Annotated in this window: 25 protein-coding genes; 12 read left to right on the top strand and 13 right to left on the bottom strand. The window is 34.0% G+C overall.

The annotated features are described in order from the left end of the window. The 3 genes from yidD (at position 1) to Q0951_RS16795 (ending at position 1636) form a co-directional block, all read left to right on the top strand. Complete coding sequence (yidD, locus tag Q0951_RS16805; RefSeq protein WP_299339457.1) at positions 1–234, top strand: membrane protein insertion efficiency factor YidD; 234 nt, start codon at positions 1–3, stop codon at positions 232–234. A gap of 66 nt (positions 235–300) precedes the next feature. Beyond that, the gene (lgt, locus tag Q0951_RS16800) at positions 301–1131 is read left to right on the top strand and encodes a prolipoprotein diacylglyceryl transferase (RefSeq protein WP_299339456.1); all 831 of its coding nucleotides are present in this window, start codon (positions 301–303) and stop codon (positions 1129–1131) included. A 1-nt stretch (position 1132) separates the two neighbouring features. Further along, entirely contained in the window at positions 1133–1636 is a 504-nt protein-coding gene (locus tag Q0951_RS16795) for a DUF192 domain-containing protein (RefSeq protein WP_299339451.1), read from the top strand. A gap of 1 nt (position 1637) precedes the next feature. On the opposite strand, the gene Q0951_RS16790 is transcribed toward Q0951_RS16795, so the two are convergent. From Q0951_RS16790 to asnB, 11 genes are all read right to left on the bottom strand, one after another. Further along, positions 1638–2159, bottom strand: coding sequence for a hypothetical protein (locus Q0951_RS16790; protein WP_299339449.1), 522 nt, complete (start codon positions 2157–2159; stop codon positions 1638–1640). 87 nt (positions 2160–2246) lie between these two features. Further along, positions 2247–5240: a protein translocase subunit SecDF gene (gene secDF, locus Q0951_RS16785; protein ID WP_299339447.1), complete on the bottom strand. Its 2994-nt coding sequence runs from the start codon at positions 5238–5240 to the stop codon at positions 2247–2249. Between the two features lie 201 nt (positions 5241–5441). Further along, positions 5442–6083, bottom strand: coding sequence for a hypothetical protein (locus Q0951_RS16780; RefSeq protein ID WP_299339445.1), 642 nt, complete (start codon positions 6081–6083; stop codon positions 5442–5444). Positions 6084–6211: 128 nt separating this feature from the next. After that, positions 6212–6868, bottom strand: coding sequence for a hypothetical protein (locus Q0951_RS16775; RefSeq protein WP_299339443.1), 657 nt, complete (start codon positions 6866–6868; stop codon positions 6212–6214). A gap of 88 nt (positions 6869–6956) precedes the next feature. Beyond that, a complete protein-coding gene (gene mdh, locus Q0951_RS16770; RefSeq protein WP_299339442.1) occupies positions 6957–7883 on the bottom strand; it encodes a malate dehydrogenase in 927 nt (308 codons plus the stop codon). A gap of 134 nt (positions 7884–8017) precedes the next feature. Further along, entirely contained in the window at positions 8018–9031 is a 1014-nt protein-coding gene (locus tag Q0951_RS16765; RefSeq protein ID WP_299339441.1) for a DUF6588 family protein, read from the bottom strand. 161 nt (positions 9032–9192) lie between these two features. After that, positions 9193–11130 carry a DNA topoisomerase (ATP-hydrolyzing) subunit B gene (gyrB, locus tag Q0951_RS16760; RefSeq protein ID WP_299339440.1) on the bottom strand — a complete coding sequence of 646 codons (1938 nt, stop codon included), beginning with the start codon at positions 11128–11130 and terminating at the stop codon, positions 9193–9195. 330 nt (positions 11131–11460) lie between these two features. Then, positions 11461–12237: a CPBP family intramembrane glutamic endopeptidase gene (locus Q0951_RS16755; RefSeq protein WP_299339439.1), complete on the bottom strand. Its 777-nt coding sequence runs from the start codon at positions 12235–12237 to the stop codon at positions 11461–11463. A 25-nt stretch (positions 12238–12262) separates the two neighbouring features. Further along, entirely contained in the window at positions 12263–12985 is a 723-nt protein-coding gene (locus tag Q0951_RS16750; protein WP_299339438.1) for a CPBP family intramembrane glutamic endopeptidase, read from the bottom strand. 20 nt (positions 12986–13005) lie between these two features. Continuing rightward, the gene (locus Q0951_RS16745) at positions 13006–13575 is read right to left on the bottom strand and encodes a helix-turn-helix domain-containing protein (RefSeq protein WP_299339437.1); all 570 of its coding nucleotides are present in this window, start codon (positions 13573–13575) and stop codon (positions 13006–13008) included. Positions 13576–13776: 201 nt separating this feature from the next. Further along, entirely contained in the window at positions 13777–15450 is a 1674-nt protein-coding gene (asnB, locus tag Q0951_RS16740; RefSeq protein WP_299339436.1) for an asparagine synthase B, read from the bottom strand. Positions 15451–15716: 266 nt separating this feature from the next. Between asnB and Q0951_RS16735 the strand changes: the two genes are divergently transcribed. After that, on the top strand, positions 15717–16262 hold the full coding sequence (locus Q0951_RS16735; RefSeq protein ID WP_299339435.1) for a DUF2911 domain-containing protein: 546 nt from the start codon (positions 15717–15719) through the stop codon (positions 16260–16262). 48 nt (positions 16263–16310) lie between these two features. Here Q0951_RS16735 and Q0951_RS16730 read toward each other — a convergent pair whose 3' ends face one another. Both Q0951_RS16730 and Q0951_RS16725 read right to left on the bottom strand, forming a co-directional pair. Further along, positions 16311–16943, bottom strand: coding sequence for a 7-carboxy-7-deazaguanine synthase QueE (locus tag Q0951_RS16730; protein ID WP_299339434.1), 633 nt, complete (start codon positions 16941–16943; stop codon positions 16311–16313). Positions 16944–16997: 54 nt separating this feature from the next. Continuing rightward, a complete protein-coding gene (locus Q0951_RS16725; RefSeq protein WP_299339433.1) occupies positions 16998–17444 on the bottom strand; it encodes a RidA family protein in 447 nt (148 codons plus the stop codon). A gap of 56 nt (positions 17445–17500) precedes the next feature. Here Q0951_RS16725 and Q0951_RS16720 point away from each other — a divergent pair, with 56 nt between their 5' ends. The 8 genes from Q0951_RS16720 (at position 17501) to Q0951_RS16685 (ending at position 23676) form a co-directional block, all read left to right on the top strand. Further along, positions 17501–19039: a helicase HerA-like domain-containing protein gene (locus tag Q0951_RS16720; RefSeq protein ID WP_299339432.1), complete on the top strand. Its 1539-nt coding sequence runs from the start codon at positions 17501–17503 to the stop codon at positions 19037–19039. Positions 19040–19076: 37 nt separating this feature from the next. Next, on the top strand, positions 19077–19643 hold the full coding sequence (locus tag Q0951_RS16715; protein WP_299339430.1) for a hypothetical protein: 567 nt from the start codon (positions 19077–19079) through the stop codon (positions 19641–19643). Positions 19644–19658: 15 nt separating this feature from the next. Further along, entirely contained in the window at positions 19659–20030 is a 372-nt protein-coding gene (locus Q0951_RS16710) for a cupin domain-containing protein (protein ID WP_299339429.1), read from the top strand. Then, entirely contained in the window at positions 20027–20854 is an 828-nt protein-coding gene (locus Q0951_RS16705) for an alpha/beta hydrolase (RefSeq protein WP_299339427.1), read from the top strand. The genes Q0951_RS16710 and Q0951_RS16705 overlap by 4 nt, the downstream gene beginning before the upstream one ends. Positions 20855–20860: 6 nt before the next feature. Beyond that, positions 20861–21310, top strand: a complete 450-nt coding sequence (locus tag Q0951_RS16700) for a hypothetical protein (RefSeq protein ID WP_299339423.1) — start codon at positions 20861–20863, stop codon at positions 21308–21310. Between the two features lie 43 nt (positions 21311–21353). Continuing rightward, positions 21354–22124 (top strand): 23S rRNA pseudouridine(2604) synthase RluF, encoded by a 771-nt coding sequence (gene rluF / locus Q0951_RS16695; RefSeq protein ID WP_299339419.1) that lies wholly within the window; start codon positions 21354–21356, stop codon positions 22122–22124. Then, on the top strand, positions 22121–22993 hold the full coding sequence (locus Q0951_RS16690; protein WP_299339415.1) for a LytTR family DNA-binding domain-containing protein: 873 nt from the start codon (positions 22121–22123) through the stop codon (positions 22991–22993). The genes rluF and Q0951_RS16690 overlap by 4 nt, the downstream gene beginning before the upstream one ends. 113 nt (positions 22994–23106) lie before the next feature. Further along, complete coding sequence (locus Q0951_RS16685) at positions 23107–23676, top strand: hypothetical protein (RefSeq protein WP_299339412.1); 570 nt, start codon at positions 23107–23109, stop codon at positions 23674–23676. Positions 23677–23741 lie beyond the last annotated feature (65 nt).

Genomic DNA, 23741 nt, shown 5'->3' with positions numbered 1-23741 from the left:
ATGAAACGTGTTCTCATTGCTCCTTTTCTATTTCTTATAAAATTTTACCAAACGTTAATCTCTCCATTAACTCCAGCAACGTGTCGGTTTCAACCAACATGCTCACATTACTCGAAAGAAGCTTTGGAAAAGCACGGACTTTGGAAAGGCGGCAAACTTGCATTAAAACGAATTTTGAGTTGTCACCCATGGGGAGGTTCTGGCTATGATCCTGTTCCTGAAAAAGAAGATTAAAACTATCTTAACACTAATTGTAGTTTATACATAAATACTATCTTTATCCCAACAAAACTAAATACTATGATTGCGCTTGACATGGTTTGGAATCCATCAAAAGGAATAGACTTAGGTATATTCACCCTTCATTACTACAGTCTAATGTGGATTGTTGCGTTTGTTCTCGGACTCAACATCATGAAACGCATCTACAAAAACGAAAATCAAACCAACGAATCCTTAGATTCTTTATTTATCTATTCGGTTATTGGTATTATGTTAGGAGCACGTTTAGGACATGTCATCTTTTATCAACGTGAATTAATAACTGAAGACTTCTGGAGCATCTTCCTACCATTCAGCTTTAAAAACGGCATTGAATTTACTGGATTTCAAGGTTTAGCAAGTCATGGTGCTGCAATAGCAATGATTATTTCAATGTATCTGTATAATAAAAAAGTCTTGAAGAAATCGGTATTATGGATACTTGATCGTGTTGTTATTCCGGTAGCCTCAGGAGCTGTATTTGTAAGACTTGGAAACTTTATCAATTCAGAAATTATTGGAAAGCCTACCGGAACCGATTTTGGAGTCACCTTCAAACAATTAGGTGAAGATTTCCCAAGACATCCAGCTCAACTTTATGAAGCTGGTAGCTACATTTTTGTATTCTTCATCTTATGGTACTTCTACTGGAAAACAAAAAAGAGTGAACAGCAAGGCTTTTTATTCGGATTGTTCCTCGTCTTATTATGGACTGTAAGATTTTTTGTAGAATTTGTTAAAGAAGCGCAAGTTGAAGGACGTGATGACTATGTTTGGTTTATGAATACCGGACAGGTTTTAAGTATTCCGTTTATACTCATCGGACTCTACTTTATGTTCTTCTATAAACCTAAAACAGAATTAGCTTAGCATGTTCATAAAGTATTATAAGTTCGTTTCTGTGTTATGCTTCGGAATTGTATTTCTGAATATTCTATCGTGTAAGGACGAACAAAAATCGTCCACAGTAAAACAAGTAAAAATTGAATTTAAAAAAGAAGGTGTACTTCAACTTAAAAAAGCAGTTACAGATTCGCTTTTAGCTTCCTTAGACATTGAAATTGCCGATGATGAGTACCAAACGCAAACAGGTCTCATGTATCGCAGTAGTATGAAAATGAACCAAGGTATGCTGTTCATTTTTCCGAACTCAGACTTTCGTTCGTTCTATATGAAAAACACCGAAATCGCTCTCGATATTATTTATCTGACTGAAGACAAAACAGTTGTGAGCATACAGAAAAACGCAAAACCATTTGATAAGACATCTTTACCATCAGAAGGTCCTGCAAAATATGTTCTTGAAGTTAATGCAGGTTTAAGTGACCAATGGACTTTAGACAAAGGAGATAGAGTCGAATTCACAGTAAACTAAATCAATTCCCTATTTTATTTTTTAGTCTTTTATCGAGATTAAAACTTAATCCTAAACGATGATGACTCACATTATTCAAGTTTCCATTATTAAACGGAATACCATAACCATAGGTTAGATTAACCCAACCATACATACTAATTCCTAGCTCTGGTAGCAATCTAAACTCAGACTTTTCATTTTGAAAATAGTTCACAGCTGATAATCGTAGTGCAAATACTGTTGCAGAGATCTCATAACCCACTTTGGGAGCAATAACATAATTTCGACCACCTCGTAAATTGGTCTCCAATCCTATTCTAAACCCTTCTACTCCAACAACAGGAATTTTACCATCAGCAACAGTCACTTCTCCAATAAGCATATTAAATTCCAGAAATGTATCATGCTGAACAATAAGTCCTGGAGCAAAAATAAAGTCTTTGTATTGTAATCTATGCTTTTCAAATTCCTGTTCTCCAGATTGGGCATACGATACAAATCCCAATAAAAGTAATATAGATACGATTAGATATTTCATCATTACATTGATATTAATCTTTAAAGTTACTCAATACAAAATAAAAAGCCACTTCAAATGAAGTGGCTTTTTAATCATTACGAATAATAATTATTTTTTATCGTCATCCTCTTTTGGAGGTGCGATACCTTTGTTCTTTAAAGTATCATACATTAGTGGAGTTGCAATAAATACCGAAGAGTATGTACCAACTACCACACCAATAATCAAGGCAAACAACAAGCCTCTAAGTGATTCAGCTCCAAATATGAACATGGCTAATAACACGACTAATGTAGTTAACGAGGTATTCAACGTTCTACTTAATGTACTATTGATTGCCGAGTTGATATTTACACCACCTTTAAATCCAGAACGCTCAAGAAGAACCTCTCTAATTCTATCAAATACAACAACCGTATCATTCAGTGAGTAACCAATTACAGTCAAGATTGCTGCTATGAACGCTTGATCAATTTCCATACTAAATGGCATGAACTTATACAATAATGAGAAGATTCCTAATACAATAATTACATCATGGAATACTGCAGCTACAGCACCTAATGAGAATTGCCATTTCTTGAAACGGAATAAGATGTATAAGAATACTACAATTAAAGATCCTAATACAGCTAGTAATGATTCATTCTTGATATCATCAGCAATAGTAGGACTCACTTTACCTGAAAACACTTTACCAATGTTATTTTTTCCTTCAGAAAAATCCTCATATGAAAGTCCGTTAGGTAAGTAAGATTTCAAACCATCAAATAGCATAGTCTGTACTTCTTCATCTACATCAACAGAATTCTCATTGACTTTATACTTCGTAGAGATCTTCAATTGATTAGCACTTCCAATAGTTTTAACTTCAACACTTTGGAAAATAGCAGTTAAATCTTTTGCTACATCTTCAGAACTTACAGGCTTATCAAAACGCACCTGATATGTTCTCCCTCCAACAAAGTCAATACCTTGATCTAATTTATTAGTCAATAAAGACCCAATACAAACTGCAAGTAAAATACCTGAAATGACGTAAGCCACTTTTCGTTTGCTGATAAAATTGATTTTTGTATTCTTAAATAAGTTCTTGGTAATAGATGTTGAGAAATCCAACGTTTTACCTTTATTCACATACCAATCTACCAGTAATCGGGTTATAAATATGGCTGTAAACAATGAGGTCATGATACCAATAAGTAAGGTTGTTGCGAAACCTTTAATTGGTCCTGTACCAAATACAAATAAGATTAGTGCTGTTAAACCAGTTGTGATGTTTGCATCTAATATAGAAGATAATGCATTAGCAAAACCATCTTTTACAGCTTCCTTTTGAGATTTACCTTTACCTAACTCTTCACGTATACGTTCAAAAATAAGTACGTTAGCATCAACCGACATACCAATTGTTAAAACGATACCTGCTAAACCAGGAAGTGTCAATACAGCACCTAGACCAGATAATACGCCAAAGATTAGTAAGATGTTTAATAATAAAGCGATATCAGCAAAAATACCTCCTTTTCCGTAGTAAAGAATCATCCAGATTAGCACTAATGATAGTGCAATTAAGAATGATTTTGTACCACTATCAATAGCTTCTTTTCCTAAAGATGCACCTACTTGTTCAGCCTGTACGATTTCAGCTCTTGCAGGTAACTTACCAGCTCTTAATACGTTAGCAAGATCGACTGCTTCGTTCACTGTAAAGTTTCCAGAAATTTCTGTGTTACCACCAGAAATAGCTCCACTTGAAGAGGTTGGCGCTGAGTACACAATATCATCTAATACAATTGCAATCTGACTTCCCTGAGCATATGCTCTTCCAGTCATTTCCTCCCAAATTTTAGAACCTTTAGCATTCATCTGCATTGTAACACTTGGTTTATTCGTTTGGCTATAAGATTGACGAGCATCTGTAACTACACCACCACTTAATTCTGGTTGATTATCTCTATTTCCTTTAAGTGCATAAAGATCAACTGTTTCCAATCCAGTTTCTTTGTCTATTTTTGGTAAACCAAAAGCAAACTTTGTATAGCGAGCTTCTGCTGGAAGACCAGCACGAACTTCTGGCATTTCTAAATACGACTGTAATTTTTCTTTATCTTCTAATTTTACAGCAAACATACCAAAGCTTTGCACTGGCGCAATTAAATCACCTATAGGATTAACTGTATTAGTTGCTGTAGAATCTGTAGATGTCTCACCTAAGAGATCATCAATAGTACTATTTTCTGAATCTTCAGTTGCTGTTGAGTCTTGCGCCTCAACCGCTTCCTCTTTCTCGTTTAAACCTAACTTATTTTTTAAGGTTTCATTAGCTAAGGCAAAGAAATTTCCTAGCCCTTGTCCGCTTTCTACGTCCCAGAATTGTAATTGTGCAGTAGTTGTGATCAACTCTGTAGCACGCTTAACATCTTTTACACCTGGTAGTTCAACAAGCACACGTCCAGAGTTACCAAGACGTTGAATGTTTGGAGACACAACACCGAATTGATCAATACGCTTACGTAATACTTCAAAAGCAGATACGATAGATTCATCTACCTTTTCTTCTAATTTCTTTTTAACATCATCATCAGTCATTGTAATGTCTATAACATCATCAAGGTCTCTGTTGGCGAAAATATCTGGTGACGCTAATTTTTGATCACCTTTGATCGCATCCCATGCTTGGAAAAACGATTCTAAGTAAGACTCCTGAGCATCTTTTTGAATTTCTTCAGCATCAGCTAATGCTTTATTGAATGCAGGATCTTTACTATTGTTAGATAGACCTTCTAAGATATCTCTTACAGAAATTTGAAGAATTACATTTAATCCTCCTTTAAGGTCAAGACCAAGGTTCATTGACTTTTCTCTCACTTCTTTACCTGTGAAGCTTGCAATACCTATGTTGTAAGACTCTATGTTAGAGATAGAATCTAAGTAACGAATTTCAGCATCGCTGATATCGTCTGGGTTGTCATATTTACTTACTGCGTATGTTTTAGCAGCCTCGTCAATTTGGTTGTTTTTGAATGTAAATGATAACTGGTAAATACTTACCAATCCAAATAACACTGCAAAAAGCTTTACTAGTCCTTTGTTTTGCATTATTATAATTTTTAGGTCAAACGTTAACCCGAATTTTCGGGAGAGCAAATATAGAATTTACCTCCAGTTTGACAATTATTATTTATGTTTATATATACTATTTATGTGGCTTTTCGATTAAATACTAAAAGCCATCTTTGAAAGGTTAAGCGTTATGTTGCTCAACACTATTTTTACGGAAATTTAATGGGAATTTGCTATTTAGCTAATTGTATGAAAACATGTCCCAAAATGTGAAGGTCCTGCTCTAACTTCAGGAATTTTTCGAGAGCTATTATCTATTGCAATTGCAACAGTTCTATTAAATTTATAAGCAACTTCTACACTTTTGCAAAGTTCTTTTTCATCTACATTTTTTTGAGGAACAAATAGATTAGGATTATAAAACCTATCCTGTTCTGCTTTGGTTTCTAAAGCTAGCTTACCACCTAGATCAGAAGCATCATCTGCTTGTTGAATTTCATAAACATCAAGGTTGTAAGATAGCGAACGATCATCAGAAGGTATTTGAGGATCGCCATTTTGGTCTGATAAGTATCCAAGTTCTAATAGGTTCACTTCGGAAAGCACCGCTTTGATACTATCTACATCTGAATCACTGTAATAGGTGATTTTTAAATGTCCGCCTTGCTGCTCTTTGACTTGAATATTCTCAACACCTACAGACTGAAGTTGTTGCTTTACAATACTAATGGTGTTTTTAGCATCATTAGAAGTGATAGCATCATTAGTAAATTGAAGAACGATTTCCTGATTAGGTACAGCACAATGCTCCTTAGTAGCAAAACCTGCTAATAAGACAAACATAACCGTGAGAATACTATAGTACCATCTCGTCTTCATGCGCCAAATATAATTAAAAAATATAGATTAGATGAAAGGAATATATTTTATGATTAAAAGCATAAAAATCTACAAAAAAAAAGAGCAGCTATGATGCTGCTCTTCTGAGATGTATTGTAGAATAATTTTTAATTCTGACCTTCCATATTTTCGTATCCTTCTGGAGGTGTCATACTAAACTGATCATCAGAAACTGATTGCTTTTCAATTTGAGTAACTTCAGTAGTGATTTTCATTTTATTTCCCATCTGATTCATATCCATAACCATGTATAAAGGAAATCCTTTCAATTTATCACCAAGCATTGATGTTTGTTGAGAAGCGACTGGAATAGCTTCGGTTGTAAATATTTCCATGGTCATTTGAACACCATCTTGGTCTATACTTACAAAATATTGCTTGCATTTGTATCCTAAAATCTCTTTCGTTTCTTCTCCTGCTTTGACTTCAATGTTCTTAGACATTTCTTCAGCCTTGTCATTTTTAACATAAGTATATTTCTTACCCATCATTGGGTTGTCCATTAATGTTAAAAACTCATTGGTTTCAGTATTAGAAATCGTAACAACATCACCAGACATTGGGTTTGACAGCTCAGTACGTGATTTTTTATCTTTAAAATACGTTGTTGTTTGCATATCGCCCATCATTGCCAATTGTTGCATCAATTGTTCATTATCACTTGATAAGGTTTGTTTAGAAACGATTTTTCCTTCAGTTAATTTGTCTTGAGCAGTAAGTGTTAAACTAAAAACTGCTATGAATGCGATCAGTAATTTTTTCATTGTAAAATTTGTTATGATTATATATTTGTTGTTTTACTCATTATTGACAAATACCTTGCCATAACAAATTTCACAACGTTTGTTGAGTTTATAATTCTAATAATCCGTTAGTTTTTTGAACACCAGCAGCACTTTCTTTTAAATGTGCTTCTTCTGCATCACTAAGGTCGATCTTTACGATTTCTTCAATTCCGTTACGTCCTAAGATTACTGGCACACCAATACAAAGATCGTTTAATCCATACTCACCTTCTAACAATGTAGAACAAGGAAACATTTTCTTTTGATCACAAGCAATAGCTTGAACTAATCCGCTTACTGCAGCTCCAGGTGCATACCATGCTGAAGTTCCTAACAATTTAGTTAATGTTGCTCCACCAACTTTAGTATCTTCTTTTACCTGATTTAAACGGTCGTCTGATAAAAATTCAGACACCTTGATACTATTTCTTGTAGCATGTGCTGTTAAAGGCACCATCCCTTTATCGCTATGACCTCCAATTACCATTCCGTCAACATCACTGATAGGAGCACCTAAAGCTTCCGCTAATCTATATTTGAAACGTGCTGAATCTAACGCACCTCCCATACCAATAATCCTGTTCTTTGGTAAGTTAGTTGTTTTATGAACGAGGTAAGTCATGGTATCCATTGGGTTACTTACTACAATGATTATCGTATTTGGAGAATGTTCGATTAAGCTAGAAGACACAGACTTAACGATACCAGCATTAATACCAATGAGCTCTTCACGAGTCATACCTGGTTTTCGAGGAATACCAGATGTAATGACACAAATATCACTATTGGCGGTTTTAGTGTAATCATTTGTTACTCCTGTAAGCTTTGTATCAAAACCATTTAAAGACGCTGTTTGCATTAAATCCATGGCTTTACCTTCGGCGTATCCTTCTTTGATGTCTAATAATACAACTTCGCTTGCAAAATCTTTAATGGCGATATATTCGGCACAACTTGCACCTACTGCTCCTGCTCCAACTACTGTTACTTTCATTTCTCTAATCTGTTTTTATGTTAAATTGTGTTGATAATTGAGTTTGCAAAATTACGAATTTTTAGCATGTTAAAGAAAAAAGCACAAGATAAAATCTTGTACTTTCTTTAATAATGGTTTGAATGGTATAAGCTTTAAAATGAAAAATTTATGCCGAGTGTAGCACTATCAAATTCTGCAATCGTATAATCAGCATTCAAACCAAAAAAACCAAGTTTAAGATTTGCGCCAACTGTTGCTCTAACACCTGAGATATCTTGTTCGATAGAAAAAGGATCAATAATATCCTGAGAAAAGAGAAAACCATCGGTTACTCTGTAAGTTCCCAACAGATCTGTAGTTGATGTTCCTGTGACATATCCCAATCCGCCATAAAAATTTATAATCTTCAGTTTAGTACCTACAATCAATTGAAACAAAAAGGTATTAACATTTGTTTCGATGCGTTGGTTTTCACCTTCAACAATCTCTACATCTGTAAAGTCGTAACTAGCATCTAAATTTGTATAAGCTACCAATCCTGATATAGCAACAGGAAAGATTTTATCTGCAGGCAACCAACTTGTAAAGTCTTGCTGAAGTCCTATTCCATAAAGTCCAACTTTGGCATCTTCAGATTCGATCTTCGGAAAAAACCGTCCTTTAACCTGTGTTCCTTTAAAAGGCGAAAAACTAGCTTGAAGAAATCCAGTAGGAATGATATTTATATTTTCCGAGGCAATTCCTGTAGGTAAAATGAGTTCTGTTTCCTGATTTCCGAAGATAGGATCATCATAGGTAATAATAATTCTGATATCAGGATCATTATTTCCAAGTGCTGTAGCTACCATTTTAGATGGGCTACCATCGTCAAATCTTATATTCTCATAATCGGCTACATTCATTTGAAATGATTTCTTATCATCTTTAATGAAGCCTACATTCCCTATAATTGAAAGTTCAAAACTAAACCGCTTTGGTGCTTTAGCGTTATTAAACCACCCATTGTTAATTCCAAATCCCAGACCTTCGGAAGCTGGGGCAATATAGTCTTGGGTGAATCTTTTGGCATCAGCAATACCTGCTGCTAATAAATCATTGATGTTTTCCTGAGCTTTGGCTGACATTACACTTGCAATTACAAGAGTCAGTATTAAAATATTTTTCATAAGTTAATTGATTTGGTATTAGATTATGGCATTACTAATATAACGTAATTACACCAATTCTATTTTGATTTCAAATAAATAAAGCAACTACATGAGATACGTAGTTGCTTTATATTTGGTTTTCACTTTCATACGTTTAATAGAAAGTAAAACTTGATTTATTATGCATCAATATTGGCATAGATTGCATTTTTTTCAATAAACTCACGACGTGGTGGCACCTCATCTCCCATTAACATTGAGAAAATTCGATCTGCTTCTCCTCCATTATCAATTTGCACCATACGCAATGTTCTAAAATCAGGATTCATAGTTGTATCCCATAATTGTTCGGCATTCATTTCTCCAAGACCTTTATAACGTTGGATCTTAGAACCATCTCCAAACTCTGAGATAATTTCGTCACGCTCTTTATCACTCCATGCATATTGCTTTTTCGCACCTTTTTTAACAAGGTACAAAGGTGGTGTTGCAATGTAGATATGACCGTTTTCGATTAATTCTTTCATATATCTAAAGAAGAACGTCAAAATCAAAGTTGCAATATGGCTACCATCAATATCGGCATCACACATGATGACAACTTTGTGATATCTCAATTTAGATAAATTTAAAGCTCTTGGATCTTCTTCAGTTCCAATTGTAACACCAAGTGCTGTAAAGATATTTTTGATCTCTTCATTTTCAAATACTTTGTGTTGCATTGCTTTTTCAACATTTAGTATCTTACCACGTAATGGTAAAATGGCTTGAAATGCTCTATCACGACCTTGCTTAGCAGTTCCACCTGCCGAATCTCCCTCAACAAGGAATACTTCACATTTTGCAGGATCCTGTTCTGAACAGTCACTTAACTTACCAGGTAAACCTCCAATACTCATGACGGTTTTACGTTGCACCATTTCACGAGCTTTTTGAGCTGCATGGCGTGCTTGGGCTGCAAGAATTACTTTTTGAACAATAGTTTTTGCATCATCTGGATGCTCTTCAAGATAGTCTGTAAGCATTTCTGACACTGCCTGACTTACAGAAGCAGACACTTCTCTGTTTCCAAGTTTAGTCTTTGTTTGACCTTCAAACTGAGGCTCAGCAACTTTAACAGAAATAATAGCTGTTAATCCCTCTCGGAAATCGTCTCCTGCAATATCAAATTTCAACTTATCTAGCATTCCTGAACTATCTGCATATTTTTTCAGAGTATGTGTTAGACCTCTTCTAAATCCAGATAAATGTGTTCCTCCTTCATGTGTGTTGATATTATTTACATAAGAATGTAAATTTTCAGCATAAGAGGTGTTGTAAATCATAGCCACCTCAACAGGCACACCATTTTTCTCACCTTCAAAGGCAATCACATCATTCATTAGTGGCTCACGGTTTCCATCTAAGAACTTGATAAACTCTTTAAGTCCTTCTTCAGAGTGGAATGTTTCACCTTCAAACTCACCATCTTCTTTCTTAGTTCTTCTATCGATCAAATGAATTGTGATTCCTTTGTTCAAATATGCTAGTTCACGTAAACGACTAGCAAGTGTATCGTAGTTATATTCTAAGCTTTGTGTAAAAATAGTCGGGTCAGGTTTAAAGGTTACAATAGTCCCTCGTTTATCTGTTTCACCAACTTGTTTTACAGGATACAATGTTTTTCCGCGTTCATATTCCTGCTCCCAAATTTTACCATCTCGATGTACTGTAGCTTTCAAATGCTCAGATAAGGCATTTACACAACTCACACCTACACCGTGTAATCCACCAGATACTTTATATGAGTCTTTATCAAATTTACCACCTGCACCAATTTTGGTCATTACAACTTCAAGGGCAGAAACTCCCTCTTTTTTATGCAGATCTACAGGAATCCCACGACCATCATCTTCAGTTGTAATAGAATTATCTTCATTAATGGTCACAGTGATATTATCACAGTGTCCTGCTAATGCCTCATCAATAGAGTTATCGACAACTTCGTATACCAAATGGTGGAGACCACGTGTCCCAACATCACCAATATACATGGAAGGACGCATACGTACGTGCTCCATTCCTTCGAGTGCCTGAATACTATCGGCAGAATACTGTTTTTTATTTTCTTCGCTCATAGATTATTATGTGTTATTGAAATAATTTAGTTTCTAATTGTTTTGATATAATTTCGAATCATACCAGCATAAAAAAAAGACGCCTAACAGCATCCTTTTGAACACAAACAAAGATAAGAAATTCTAAGGCATTTTAAAAGCTTTTTATCGAATGAAAACAATAATTATCAACATTTGTTAATTACTTAAAAGTGTCTTAAATCGATCAAAAAGCATCTTAAAATCGATTTTACTGTTTTTTAACTGCTATAGAAAACTTACAAAAACCCAAAAGCGTTTACAAGTAATATTTTTAATGTTATTTGCTGTAAAAAAAAACTAAAATTCTGCTTATGAATTCATGTTTTTAACAACAGGAAAATCATTCCATTTCCAAATTAAAAAGGTCATAAAAAGAAATACAGCATTATATAAAAGTATGAAACCGATAAAATAAGGCCAAGTATCAAATGTAGCGTTGTTCATGGTGTAAAAAATACTATCTCCTGAATCTGTATTTGTGACTAAATGCCGAGTTGCCCAATTGTTTCCTAAATGAAGTCCTATAGGAAAAAATAAGGTTTTAGATTTCAACAATGCCGTAGAAAACCATAAATGTCCAACTGGTATACTTACAATTAACAAAATCATCATACCTCTATTTTGCATGACGTTTTCATCTAAAACATGAATTAACATGAACAACATAGAAAAAATAATATTGGCTATAACCACGTTAGTCTTACTAATGGTTTTCTTAAACAAATAACCTCTAAATAAAAACTCTTCAACAGCAACAGTTGGCAAAATAAAGTAGAATGCATATAAGATAGACACATAGTCTATAGACTCACTAATCACAAGCGATTCGTCAGTATACAATGCTCTGACATATTTAGCCACCCATAAAGCTATAACTCCAATTAACACTCCTAATGGCAAAAACGAGAGGTTCCTTAAACTTAAATTTAGACCAATTTCTGATAAGGATTTGTTTTCAGCTTTATATAATATCCAAGTTGCAAGACCTAATAAAATTGGAGCTGTATATGGAAAGTATTCTTTTACAACACCTTTGTTTATTATATTACTTAATATCAAGGCTAAGGAAAAAAGTAATATTGACAAAATTAAATGTGATGCAGTCGGGTACTTATTTAGCAATGTCTTCATTATCGTTATTAAATATTTGAATGTTTGATTTGATTATATATTTCACAAATAATAAAGTCATAATTGATGGAAAGATCCCCTTTACTAGGCTATAAAAAAGCCAATTCCAATCGTTCAAATTAGTTTTGGACAACTCTTCAAAAATCAACTCACCGTAAGGCATCGAATCATAAAACATGGTCATTAAAAAGTTATATCCCAAATGAAAGCCTAACCCTAACATTATAGATTTCGATTTATAAAAAGTATATGCCCAAACGTATCCTGTCAAACCCGTTACAAAAACAACATATGCAATAGCTATAATTCTATCACTTGTCATTCCATATGAAAACACATGATAACCTCCGAAGATGATTGCAGAAATCAGCATCGCCCATTTCGCACCTATTCTATGTATAAGTATGTATAGGATAGCACCTCTAAACACTAAATCTTCAGTGAGTGCAGATCGAATATGATAAACAAAAGATTTAAAAATTAAGGTATAATTAATAGCATTTTTTAGTTGCCAATTGACATTCAAAATAAAGGTTTCAATTGCAATCCATAGAAGACAAAGCAAAACCATAAACAACATGCCAATCAAAAACTGAAGTATTCTTTTAGGATAAGGGATGATGCCTAAAACCTCGATATTTTTCTTTTCAATGAAATGCAAGAGCACCCAAGAGACTACTATTATGACTAATAATCCTAACATATGACTAAATGTTTAAAATGTTAATCCTTTTGTGGTTTCAAAAAAGGAATGGATAACGGGTAGTTACACGTTTGCTTGTTTAATGCAGATGAAATATTGATGATACTAACAATAATTCCGAAAAGAAAAACTGCTCCAGTAATAAAATAATTATAGCCTGGAATCAAAAAAAACAACAAGAGCGATACAATAACCATTAAATTAATCGTCCCATGAAAATTCACTACGGCTCTTCCATGTTGGTCGTATACTTTATTATCATTGGCTTTACCTACCCATATAAATAAAGGAATTAAAACATTTGCAAATGGAATAATTAATCCCAAAAATGGAGTACCATGAAATAGCAACATCCACTTTCTTTGAATAACTTCTTCATTTGGATTATCAAGAACAATTAAATCTTCAACTTCAATACTTAAACCAACAGCCAATAATTTTACAGTTTGCAAATGCGGTTGCACTTCACCTTTTTCAATACGCTGAATAGTTCTTACTCCAACTGTTGTTTTTTCAGCAAGTTCATCTTGTGTATACCCTTTTAACTTACGCTGATATAATAAATTTTCTTTAAGTGTTGGCTGTTTCATTTTATATCATTTTTGTTAGTGCAAATCTAATTAGTAATCTTGGTTTTTCACACGTCATTTAAATGTCACCTATCTGTCATTTATAGGTTTTGCAAGGGTTTTTAGAGGATTTAGACAAAAATATTGTTTTGATTAAAAGTAAATAAAAAAAGACCAATCATGGATTGGTCTTCTCTAATGTTTATAATAGCTATTCAAATCTTAAATTTTAACATAAGCATCATCATGAACTTTTGCTACGGCTCTTCCTGAAGGATCATTCATGTTTTTGAAAGCCTCATCCCATTCAAGAGCAATCTTTGTACTACACGCCACACTTGGTTCCTGAGGCACACTAAATGCTGCTGCATCACTTGGAAAATGTTCTTCAAAAATAGTTCTGTAATAATACTCCTCTTTGTTTTGTGGTGTTTGAATTGGAAAACGGAAATGCGCATTAGCCATTTGCTCATGAGACACTTCAGATTCAACCAGTTCTTTTAAAGTATCAATCCAGCTGTAACCAACACCATCACTAAATTGTTCTTTTTGTCTCCATGCTACACTTTCTGGTAACATATCTTCAAAAGCTTTTCGCACGACCCATTTTTCCATACGTTCACCATTGATCATTTTATCTTTAGGATTAATGCTCATAGCTACGTCTATAAATTCTTTATCTAAAAACGGAACACGGCCTTCAATTCCCCAGGCTGCTAAACTTTTGTTCGCTCTTAAACAATCGTACATATGTAGTTTGCTTAATTTTCTAACAGTTTCCTCATGAAATTCCTGTGCATTTGGAGCTTTGTGAAAATACAAATAGCCACCAAATAATTCATCGGCTCCCTCGCCAGACAATACCATTTTTATTCCCATAGACTTGATGACTCTTGCCATTAAATACATAGGTGTACTAGCTCTTATGGTTGTAATATCATAAGTTTCCAACTTATAGATCACATCTCGAATAGCATCTAATCCTTCCTGAATGGTGAATTTGATCTCATGATGAACAGTTCCGATATGATCAGCAACTTTTTTAGCAGCTGCAAGATCTGGAGAGCCTTCTAATCCTACTGAAAAGCTATGCAACTGTGGCCACCATGCTTCAGAAGTATCATCACTTTCAATACGCATTTGTGCATATTTTTTTGCAACAGCCGATGTTATGGACGAATCTAATCCACCCGATAACAAGACACCATACGGTACATCACTCATCAATTGTCTGTGTACAGCAGCTTCTAATGCTTCTTTTATTTTAGCTATATTGGTTTCATTGTCTTTTACAGCTTCATAGTCTGTCCAATCACGTTTGTACCATTGCACAAATTCTCCATCTTTACTGGACATATAATGACCTGGAGGAAACAATTCGATTTTTGTGCAAACACCTTCCAAAGCTTTCAATTCAGAAGCTACATAAAAAGTTCCATATTTATCCCAACCAATATACAATGGAATAATTCCCATGTGATCACGTGCAATGAAATACTCATCTTTTTCAACATCATAGATTGCAAATCCGAAGATGCCATTCATGTCGTCTACAAAGTCGACGCCTTTCGCTTTGTACAAGGCTAAAATCACTTCACAGTCGCTTTCAGTTTGAAACTCATATTGACCTTCAAATTGTTTACGTAGTTCTCTGTGATTATAAATTTCACCATTAGCAGCTAAAATGAGTTTTCTATCTTCACTAAACAGCGGCTGTTTACCCGATGCTGGATCTACAATTGCCAAACGCTCATGAGCCAGAATAGCTTTATCATCACTATAAATTCCGCTCCAGTCTGGACCTCGATGACGAATGGTTTTAGCCATATCTAATATTTGAGATCTTAGGTCTTCCGATTTTTGTTTTAAGTCAAACGCACATACAATTCCACACATAATCTTATTCTTTATATCGTTTAATAATTATTTAATTTGATAAAGCAAATATGATGCTAAGATTATAATTAAGAAATATAAAACATTACATTAATTACAATATATAACTATAAAAATAATTTATATACAAATATGTAATCAAAACATATTTAAAAAATTGTTTTTCCACGGAAATTGTAAACTTTAACATGAGTTCTCGACTTTTAATACAACACAAAAACCAAAGTGGTTTATCATTACAAAATCTTAAACATTAAAAACACAAAATGAAAACAAAATCAATTATTTCAACTATTGCTATGGCATTTATTATGCTTATTTCAGTAAATATGAATGCTCAGGAATTTCCAGATTTAAACAAAAGTCCGATGGATGCATCAGCTTTTCCTTCTAACTGGAAAGAGGCAAATAAACTTATTAAAATAGTCTACAGTAGACCACAACTCAAAGGTCGTGCATTAGAGAAATTAGCTCCAAATGGAAAGGTTTGGAGAACAGGCGCTAATGAAGCTGCCGAGTTAACACTATATGTCCCAATGATGCTAGGAAAAACTAAAGTTCCTGCAGGTACATACACGTTTTATGTAATTCCCGGAGAAAAAGAATGGACTGCTATTATTAATAAAGATCTAAACGTTTGGGGTAGTTATTTTTACAAGGAAAGTAATGATGTGGCTAGACTAAGTGTTCCTGTTAGAGAAAGTAAAGACGCATTAGAAGCCTTTGGAATAGTTTTCGAAGAATCTAAAGATGGTGTCCACATGCATTTAGGTTGGGGAAATGTTAGAGTTGCAGTTCCATTTACCAAATAAACATAGCTTATAACATAAAAAAAGCTCTGAATGATCAGAGCTTTTTTTTTATGGAATATTTAAATACTTATGCGTTTGAAGTGATACTTTCCATTTAGGGTTCTCCATCACATAATCTACTATTAAAGGGACAACCTTATCACGCTTACTCCATTCAGGTTGCAAATACAAAATACAATCATCATTCACTTTTGCAGCTTGCTCTTCTGCAAATCGGAAATCATCCTTATTATAAACAATGACTTTAAGTTCATTTGCTTTTTGATACACCTCCTCAGTAGGCAACTTCATTTTCTTTGGTGAGAGACAAATCCAATCCCAGGTTCCTGTTAATGGATAAGCTCCTGAGGTTTCAATATGCACCTGAAGCCCTTTTGCTTTTAACTGAGTTGTTAATTCGGTCATATCCCATGTTAATGGTTCTCCACCTGTTACCACAATAGTGTTACTATATTTTGCAGCATTCTCTACAATTTTTTCCGTTTCAGTAGGCGGATGTAATTCTGCCAACCAGCTTTCTTTAACATCACACCAGTGGCAACCTACATCACAGCCACCAATCCTAACAAAATATGCTGCAGTGCCTTTGTGATAGCCTTCTCCTTGAATGGTATAAAATTCTTCCATTAAAGGTAAAAGCAATCCTTTATCAATAAGTTCTTGTCGTTCAGTTCTTGTCATAGCTTGCAAATATACCTTAAAAGTTGTGAGTTAACCTTAAGAATATCTAAGTTTTCATTTTACAGCTATAACCTCAATTTCAATACTAGCTCCTACTGCCAATCCCGAAGCTGCAAATGTTGTTCGCGCTGGTTTATTAGGGAAATAAGTTTTGTACACCTCATTAAATGCAGTAAAATCATTTATATCTTTTAAAATCACAGTGCATTTAACAACACGATCTAGTGATAATTCATGATGCTCTAAAACGGCTTTGATATTTTCTATGCATTGCTTTGTTTCCTTCTCTATACCTCCTTGTACTAAAGTTCGTGTAGAATGATCCATTCCTACTTGACCTGCTAAAAACAGAAAACCATTAGCTTCAACAACATCACTAAAAGGCGCTTGTGCTTTTTTGGGTTCATGAGATTTGTGAAAAGTGATGTCCTTATTTTTAGGTTGACATGAGAATATTCCGAAGACAAATAAAACAATTATAAAAAGAGATGGATTTTTCATTTTAGCTGATTTTAAACTTGACTAAAATTACACTATTTTTATGCAAATTTTGAATTATGAGTAGAACGGACGATTTTTTAAAAGAGATCACAGACGGAAACACGAATAAAGGTGAGTATATTACACTAGGCTCTGCTATGTTAGATGGCGAAACATTGACTAATGCTTATGTAAATGTACCTCTAAAAACCATGAATAGACATGGCTTAATTGCTGGTGCAACTGGTACTGGAAAAACAAAAACACTTCAAGTTTTAGCTGAAAATTTAAGCGAAAAAGGAGTTCCAGTACTTCTAATGGATATCAAGGGAGATCTTAGTGGATTAGCACAGCCTAGTCCTGGCCATACTAAAATTGACGAACGTCATGAAAAGATTGGTTTACCTTTTGACCCTAAATCATTTCCAGTAGAAATCATGACACTTTCTGAACAAGATGGTGTAAGACTTCGTGCAACTGTAAGTGAGTTTGGACCAGTTCTACTATCTCGTATTCTGGATTTAACAGAAGCACAATCTGGTGTAGTTGCAGTTATTTTTAAATATTGTGATGACAACAAACTACCTTTATTAGATCTTAAAGACTTCAAGAAAATATTACAATACGCAACACAAGAAGGCAAAAAAGAATTTACAGAAGCCTACGGACGGATTTCAACAGCATCTACTGGAGCAATCTTAAGAAAAGTTGTAGAAATTGAACAGCAAGGTGGTGAGTTATTTTTTGGCGAGACCTCATTTGAAGTTGACGATCTGTTACGCGTTGACAACAACGGAAGAGGATATATTAATATCATTCGTTTAACCGATATCCAGGATAAACCAAAATTATTTTCCACTTTCATGCTAAGTCTTCTGGCTGAGATCTACTCTACTTTCCCAGAACAAGGTGATAGTGGCCGACCAGAGCTAATCATGTTCATTGACGAAGCGCATTTGATATTTAATGAAGCTTCAAAAGCATTATTAAATCAAATTGAAAGTATCGTTAAACTTATTCGTAGTAAAGGTGTTGGACTATATTTCGTAACTCAAAACCCTACAGATGTCCCTGAAGCAGTTTTAGGTCAGTTAGGATTGAAAGTTCAACATGCCTTAAGAGCTTTCACAGCAAAAGACAGAAAAGCCATCAAATTAACAGCGCAAAATTATCCAGATACTAAATATTACGATACTGCAGACGTGCTAACCTCTCTTGGGATTGGAGAGGCATTGGTTTCTGCTTTAAATGAAAAAGGAAAACCAACACCTTTGGCAGCAACAATGATGCGTGCTCCAATGAGTAGAATGGATATATTGACAGAAGCTGAATTAGCAGCACTTCTTGCCAAATCTAAATTGGCGAGAAAATATAATAAGGAAGTAGACAGAGAGAGTGCTTATGAAATGCTCAATAAAAAAATTGAAATTGCTGAAGCAGAAGAAGCAAAAGAAAAAGCGCGTCAAGAAAAAGAGGCTTTAGAAAAAGCCGAAAGCAGAAAACGCTCATCAAGATCAAGAAGTAGAAGCACCAGACAAAACCCTATTGTTAAAGTTTTGACAAGTCCTACTGTTATAAGAAGTGTTCTTGGTATTTTAACTAAGATGCTTAAATAATATCATTTAAATCATTTTTACCCTAAATATAATTCTTGTGAATACATACATAAAACACATTGCTATTAGTACTCTTGCTACATTAATTATTACAAGTTGTACTCCGGAAAAAAAGCAAGATCCTTTTGAAATTAGCAAACAACATGTTGGTTTATTGACCGATTCAACTCAAGTAAAAGATCTTGAGATAGTATTTCCAAACGACTCTATTGTCACAGCTATAAAAGGAGATGAATTTTCTGATGATATCAATGACATTGACATTTATTCTTCCGAAGGTAAAAAGCTATTAAGTCTAACACCAAGTCAAGCATTAGACTCGACAGCAGTAATTAAAAGTGTGCAGATTTTAAGCGAAAAATATAAAACCGAAAAAAATATTTCGTCGTTAAGTACGTTTAAAGACATAAAAGACAACTATAAAATTTCCAGTATAAATACACTTATAAATTCAGTTGTGATTTCGGTTAATGAAATCAATGCCTCTTTTACAATTGAAAAAAAAGAGCTTCCAGCTAATTTGAGATATGATATGTCAATTAATATTGATGCAGTACAGATACCTGATCATGCTAAGATTAAATATTTTATAATTCACTGGTAATTAGATCATATTATTTTGAGTAAAAAACCATTTATCATACAAGACAGTCCTTTCATAGTTCCTACTACTGATGGTAAACTCATTGAAGAACATTTTGGCAATGCAACCGATGGAAATTCTCAAATAAGCATTGCTCACATGATAGCGCCTGCTGGTTGGAGTGAACCTTTCCAAACTCCGGAATTTGACGAATACACTTATATTATCAAAGGAAAAAAGCAATTTATCATCGAAGATGAAATTATAGTTCTACAAGCTGGTCAATCTATTAAAATAGAAAAAAACACCAGAGTTCAATACTCTAATCCGTTTACCGAAGTTTGTGAATACATAGCTATTTGCACACCTGCATTTTCTATGGACCTTGTAAACAGAGAAGACCAATGAAATCATTAATCGCCAAATCTATAGGTTCTTCCATAAATTTAGTGAGTTACTTTTCACCAAGAACCGCAGGACACCTAGCCATTAAATTGTTTTCAAGTCCGAGAAAACTAAAACTAAAAGAAGAAGATAAAGATTTTCTTGATACAGCCTTTCAGGAGGATATTGATTACGAACATCTGAGTATTTCCACTTACAGATGGATAGGAAAAAAAGACACTATTTTACTCGCTCACGGATGGGAAAGTAATTCTGTTAGGTGGAAACCTTTAATAGAAGAATTACATACTCTCGATTATAACGTCATTGCATTAGATGCTCCTGCTCATGGAAATTCTACTGGTAAAATTTTCAACGCTATACTTTACGCCGAATGCATACATATAGTTGCAAAAAAGTTTGAAGCTAATACCATTGTAGGTCATTCTGTTGGTGGTATGGCTAGTGCTTTTTCTCATAGCAAATACCAATTACCATCTGTTCAAAAGTTAGTGCTTTTAGGAGCACCTTCTAATTTTGTTGGTGTGTTTAGTCGTTATGTGGACATGATGGGCTACAATAGACGATTAGCGAAAGCTATGGATGAACTTATTATTGAACGTTTTAATGAAAAGCCTGAACATTTTAATGCTGCCCGTTTCTTGAAAGATACAGATATAGACGGACTCGTCATACATGATGAATTTGATAAAATAATTCCTTATAATGATGCTGAAGATTTCAAAACCTTCTTTAAAAAAGCAGAACTTATTGCTACTAAAGGGTTTGGTCATGGCTTAAAATCTAATGAAGTTCATAAATATATCATCGAATTTATTGATAAATAAATAGTGATGACTATAGGAAAACTTATAATTTCGTTTGCTGTTTTTATCAGTATTGCGTTATTTGAGAATACTAATCCAAAACTTTTAAAAGTCATATTACTCGGATTTATTTTAAGCTTTATATCCTCATTCTTTGATCGAGATTTTCTATTCGACATTTCTTTTTTGAGTTTCGGATTTTTAGTCCTGATATTCTTGATTTACAACATTATAAATAAGAAATGGTTACCAACTTTGATTGCGTTACCAATATTGGTGTTATTTATTTTCAAAACACAATATTGGTCATATTTATCTGAAATTCAGACAGCAATGTTCATTCCGGTTATCACGTATATGATTATTATTAAAAACTATAAAACGTATAAAAATCAGATCGCTATTCTAACCATTCTGGTTGCCTTTGCTATCTCTGAAATCATACGATTAGCAGACTATATGATGGCTGCCAATTAAATTAGATCTTCGTTGTCATTAATCTTTATTGTACTTTTGCTTTATGAGTGAAAATCTAAAACGAATCAACAAATATCTCAGCGAGGCTGGCTATTGCTCACGTCGTGAAGCCGATAAACTTATTGATGCTGGTCGTGTCACAATTAACGGCGTGGTTCCGGAAATGGGAACAAAAATAGCTCCTAATGACGAGGTTCGTGTTGATGGTGAGATTGTAAAAAACACTAAAGAATCATTTGTCTATTTAGCATTTAATAAACCTGTAGGTATTGTTTGTACAACCGATACTCGGGTTGAAAAAGATAATATCATTGATTTCATAAATTATCATAAACGCATTTTTCCTATCGGAAGATTAGACAAACCTAGTGAAGGTCTTATCCTTTTAACTGATGATGGTGATATCGTTAATAAAATATTGCGCGCAAGTAACAATCACGAAAAAGAATACATAGTTACTGTAGACAAACCTATCTCTCAAACCTTTATTAATCGAATGTCAGGAGGTATTTATTTGGAAGAGTTAGGTCAAACCACAAAAAAATGTAAAGTCAAAAAAATCAATTCCCATACCTTTAGTATTATATTAACCCAAGGCTTAAATAGACAAATTCGTCGCATGTGTGAGTATTTGACCTATGAGGTACAAACCTTAAAACGTGTACGTATAATGAATATTGAATTGGATGTTCCAATAGGGAATTATCGAGAATTGACTTCAGAAGAACTTAAAACATTAAACGCACTAATTGCCGACTCTAATAAGCACTACCAAGAAAACCCATTAAAGTTTAGAAAAAAGAATACAAAGTGATAGAACAATTAAGTAAAATATCAAATACAAAACGAAGTATTTTAATTATTGCTTTAATTGTCATCATAGCAATAACTTTTGAAACACTACAGCAGTTGTATTACATTAAAAGATTTCAAGTTGCTGAGGGTGTTACTTTTTTCGAAGTTTTAAAAACACAATCCTACCGTTGGATTGTTTGGGTATTACTATCACTTATTTTAATCTGGCACATACGCTCCCAATCCCCAAAAAACAAGAGCACTTTGGGAATTTTTAAATTAACCGGACTTATTGTGGTTCTGGTACTCACTAATATTTTAATTATTTCATTGAGTCAAATGTTTATGTCTGGTGATGCATTCTCTTTTTCAGATCTCTTTGCAGAATACCTTCCTTTTTTCACCTATCAAAAGGCACCTATTTATACCCTTGGTTATATAGCAATATCTATGATACTCTATTTGTACTTTGAAAATGAAAAGCTCCAAATTGAAGTACAGGAATTATCTGAATTAAAATTGACCAATGCTAAATTATATGAACAGCTTAGTGCTGAAGTTGATGAAAAATCAACGGTTCTAAACATTAAAATTGGGAACAAACGTAAGATCATTCCAGTAGATCATATTTGTTGGATTGAAGCTGATGACTACTGTGTAAAAGTTCATACTACAGCCAGTAAAACCTATACAATGCGAAGTTCTCTAAAAGCGCTGGAAGAAAAGTTAAACGCTAACTTCTTGCGCGTACACAGAAAGGCCATTGTTAACATGAGTTTAGCTAAAGAATTAAATCTAGCTAACACACCTAATGTAATTCTTCAGAACGACACGAAGGTTCCCGTTTCAAAAAGCAACTTAAGAACGGTAAAGGACTTTTTTAGTTAAGTATTTGGTTTTTCTTAACGCGTTTTACTGCAAATTCAATGCTATTCTCTGCATTTACATAGTGTTGAACAGATATTTTGTCGTGATTTGAATACAATCAAAAACAAAATATTATGAAGTTATTACTTACTATTGGTTTTATGTTATCTACTTACGTTTGTGCTGCTCAATATGATTATGAACCATCAGAAAAATTTCCTTTCGGACAACCTCATCCTGATGCTCCAGAGCAAATTAAAGACTTTGATCCTTTAATTGGTTCATGTAATTGTAAATCTACAACCCGGAAACAGGATGGCTCATGGAATGACACTGAAGACATGATTTGGAGGTGGAAATATATCATGAATGGTACTGCTGTGCAGGACGAAACCTTAAAAGCAGATGGCGCTCATACTGGCAGTATTAGACAATATATTGCCGACAGTAGCAGATGGTATGTTCATTTTTTCTCAACTAAATCTCCAACAGCTTCGTTGCCTACCTGGGAAGGAAATAAGACAGAAGACAACAAAATTGTCTTGTACAGAGAATCAAAAGCTCCAAACGGAATGGATGGGTATTATAGACTTACCTTTTACGACATTAGCAAATCTGGCTATAAATGGATTGGCGAATGGGTAGACACAACCGAAAAAATAGTGTTTCCTACCTGGAAAATAGAATGTACCAGAGAAAATTAGATCTTTTAAAGAAAAGAGCAACTCTGACACCTTAGATTTTCATATGATAATATGGAAAGGTTGAA

This window comes from uncultured Psychroserpens sp., assembly GCF_947501425.1.
Taxonomy (GTDB): Bacteria; Bacteroidota; Bacteroidia; order Flavobacteriales; family Flavobacteriaceae; genus Psychroserpens.
Note: the sequence above shows the minus strand (reverse complement) of the source record. Positions and strands in the feature narration are given on the sequence as shown.

What these genes read in the sequence shown, in the direction of transcription:
- asnB (WP_299339436.1), bottom strand. Translation starts at nt 15,450, where the DNA reads ATGTGTGGAATTGTATGTGCGTTTGACTTAAAACAAAAATCGGAAGAC.
- Q0951_RS16730 (WP_299339434.1), bottom strand. Translation starts at nt 16,943, where the DNA reads ATGACAAGAACTGAACGACAAGAACTTATTGATAAAGGATTGCTTTTA.
- Q0951_RS16790 (WP_299339449.1), bottom strand. Translation starts at nt 2,159, where the DNA reads ATGATGAAATATCTAATCGTATCTATATTACTTTTATTGGGATTTGTA.
- Q0951_RS16685 (WP_299339412.1), top strand. Translation starts at nt 23,107, where the DNA reads ATGAAGTTATTACTTACTATTGGTTTTATGTTATCTACTTACGTTTGT.
- Q0951_RS16750 (WP_299339438.1), bottom strand. Translation starts at nt 12,985, where the DNA reads ATGTTAGGATTATTAGTCATAATAGTAGTCTCTTGGGTGCTCTTGCAT.
- Q0951_RS16745 (WP_299339437.1), bottom strand. Translation starts at nt 13,575, where the DNA reads ATGAAACAGCCAACACTTAAAGAAAATTTATTATATCAGCGTAAGTTA.
- Q0951_RS16725 (WP_299339433.1), bottom strand. Translation starts at nt 17,444, where the DNA reads ATGAAAAATCCATCTCTTTTTATAATTGTTTTATTTGTCTTCGGAATA.
- yidD (WP_299339457.1), top strand. Translation starts at nt 1, where the DNA reads ATGAAACGTGTTCTCATTGCTCCTTTTCTATTTCTTATAAAATTTTAC.
- lgt (WP_299339456.1), top strand. Translation starts at nt 301, where the DNA reads ATGATTGCGCTTGACATGGTTTGGAATCCATCAAAAGGAATAGACTTA.
- Q0951_RS16720 (WP_299339432.1), top strand. Translation starts at nt 17,501, where the DNA reads ATGAGTAGAACGGACGATTTTTTAAAAGAGATCACAGACGGAAACACG.
- mdh (WP_299339442.1), bottom strand. Translation starts at nt 7,883, where the DNA reads ATGAAAGTAACAGTAGTTGGAGCAGGAGCAGTAGGTGCAAGTTGTGCC.
- secDF (WP_299339447.1), bottom strand. Translation starts at nt 5,240, where the DNA reads ATGCAAAACAAAGGACTAGTAAAGCTTTTTGCAGTGTTATTTGGATTG.
- Q0951_RS16705 (WP_299339427.1), top strand. Translation starts at nt 20,027, where the DNA reads ATGAAATCATTAATCGCCAAATCTATAGGTTCTTCCATAAATTTAGTG.
- Q0951_RS16780 (WP_299339445.1), bottom strand. Translation starts at nt 6,083, where the DNA reads ATGAAGACGAGATGGTACTATAGTATTCTCACGGTTATGTTTGTCTTA.
- rluF (WP_299339419.1), top strand. Translation starts at nt 21,354, where the DNA reads ATGAGTGAAAATCTAAAACGAATCAACAAATATCTCAGCGAGGCTGGC.
- Q0951_RS16735 (WP_299339435.1), top strand. Translation starts at nt 15,717, where the DNA reads ATGAAAACAAAATCAATTATTTCAACTATTGCTATGGCATTTATTATG.
- Q0951_RS16765 (WP_299339441.1), bottom strand. Translation starts at nt 9,031, where the DNA reads ATGAAAAATATTTTAATACTGACTCTTGTAATTGCAAGTGTAATGTCA.
- gyrB (WP_299339440.1), bottom strand. Translation starts at nt 11,130, where the DNA reads ATGAGCGAAGAAAATAAAAAACAGTATTCTGCCGATAGTATTCAGGCA.
- Q0951_RS16795 (WP_299339451.1), top strand. Translation starts at nt 1,133, where the DNA reads ATGTTCATAAAGTATTATAAGTTCGTTTCTGTGTTATGCTTCGGAATT.
- Q0951_RS16700 (WP_299339423.1), top strand. Translation starts at nt 20,861, where the DNA reads ATGACTATAGGAAAACTTATAATTTCGTTTGCTGTTTTTATCAGTATT.
- Q0951_RS16775 (WP_299339443.1), bottom strand. Translation starts at nt 6,868, where the DNA reads ATGAAAAAATTACTGATCGCATTCATAGCAGTTTTTAGTTTAACACTT.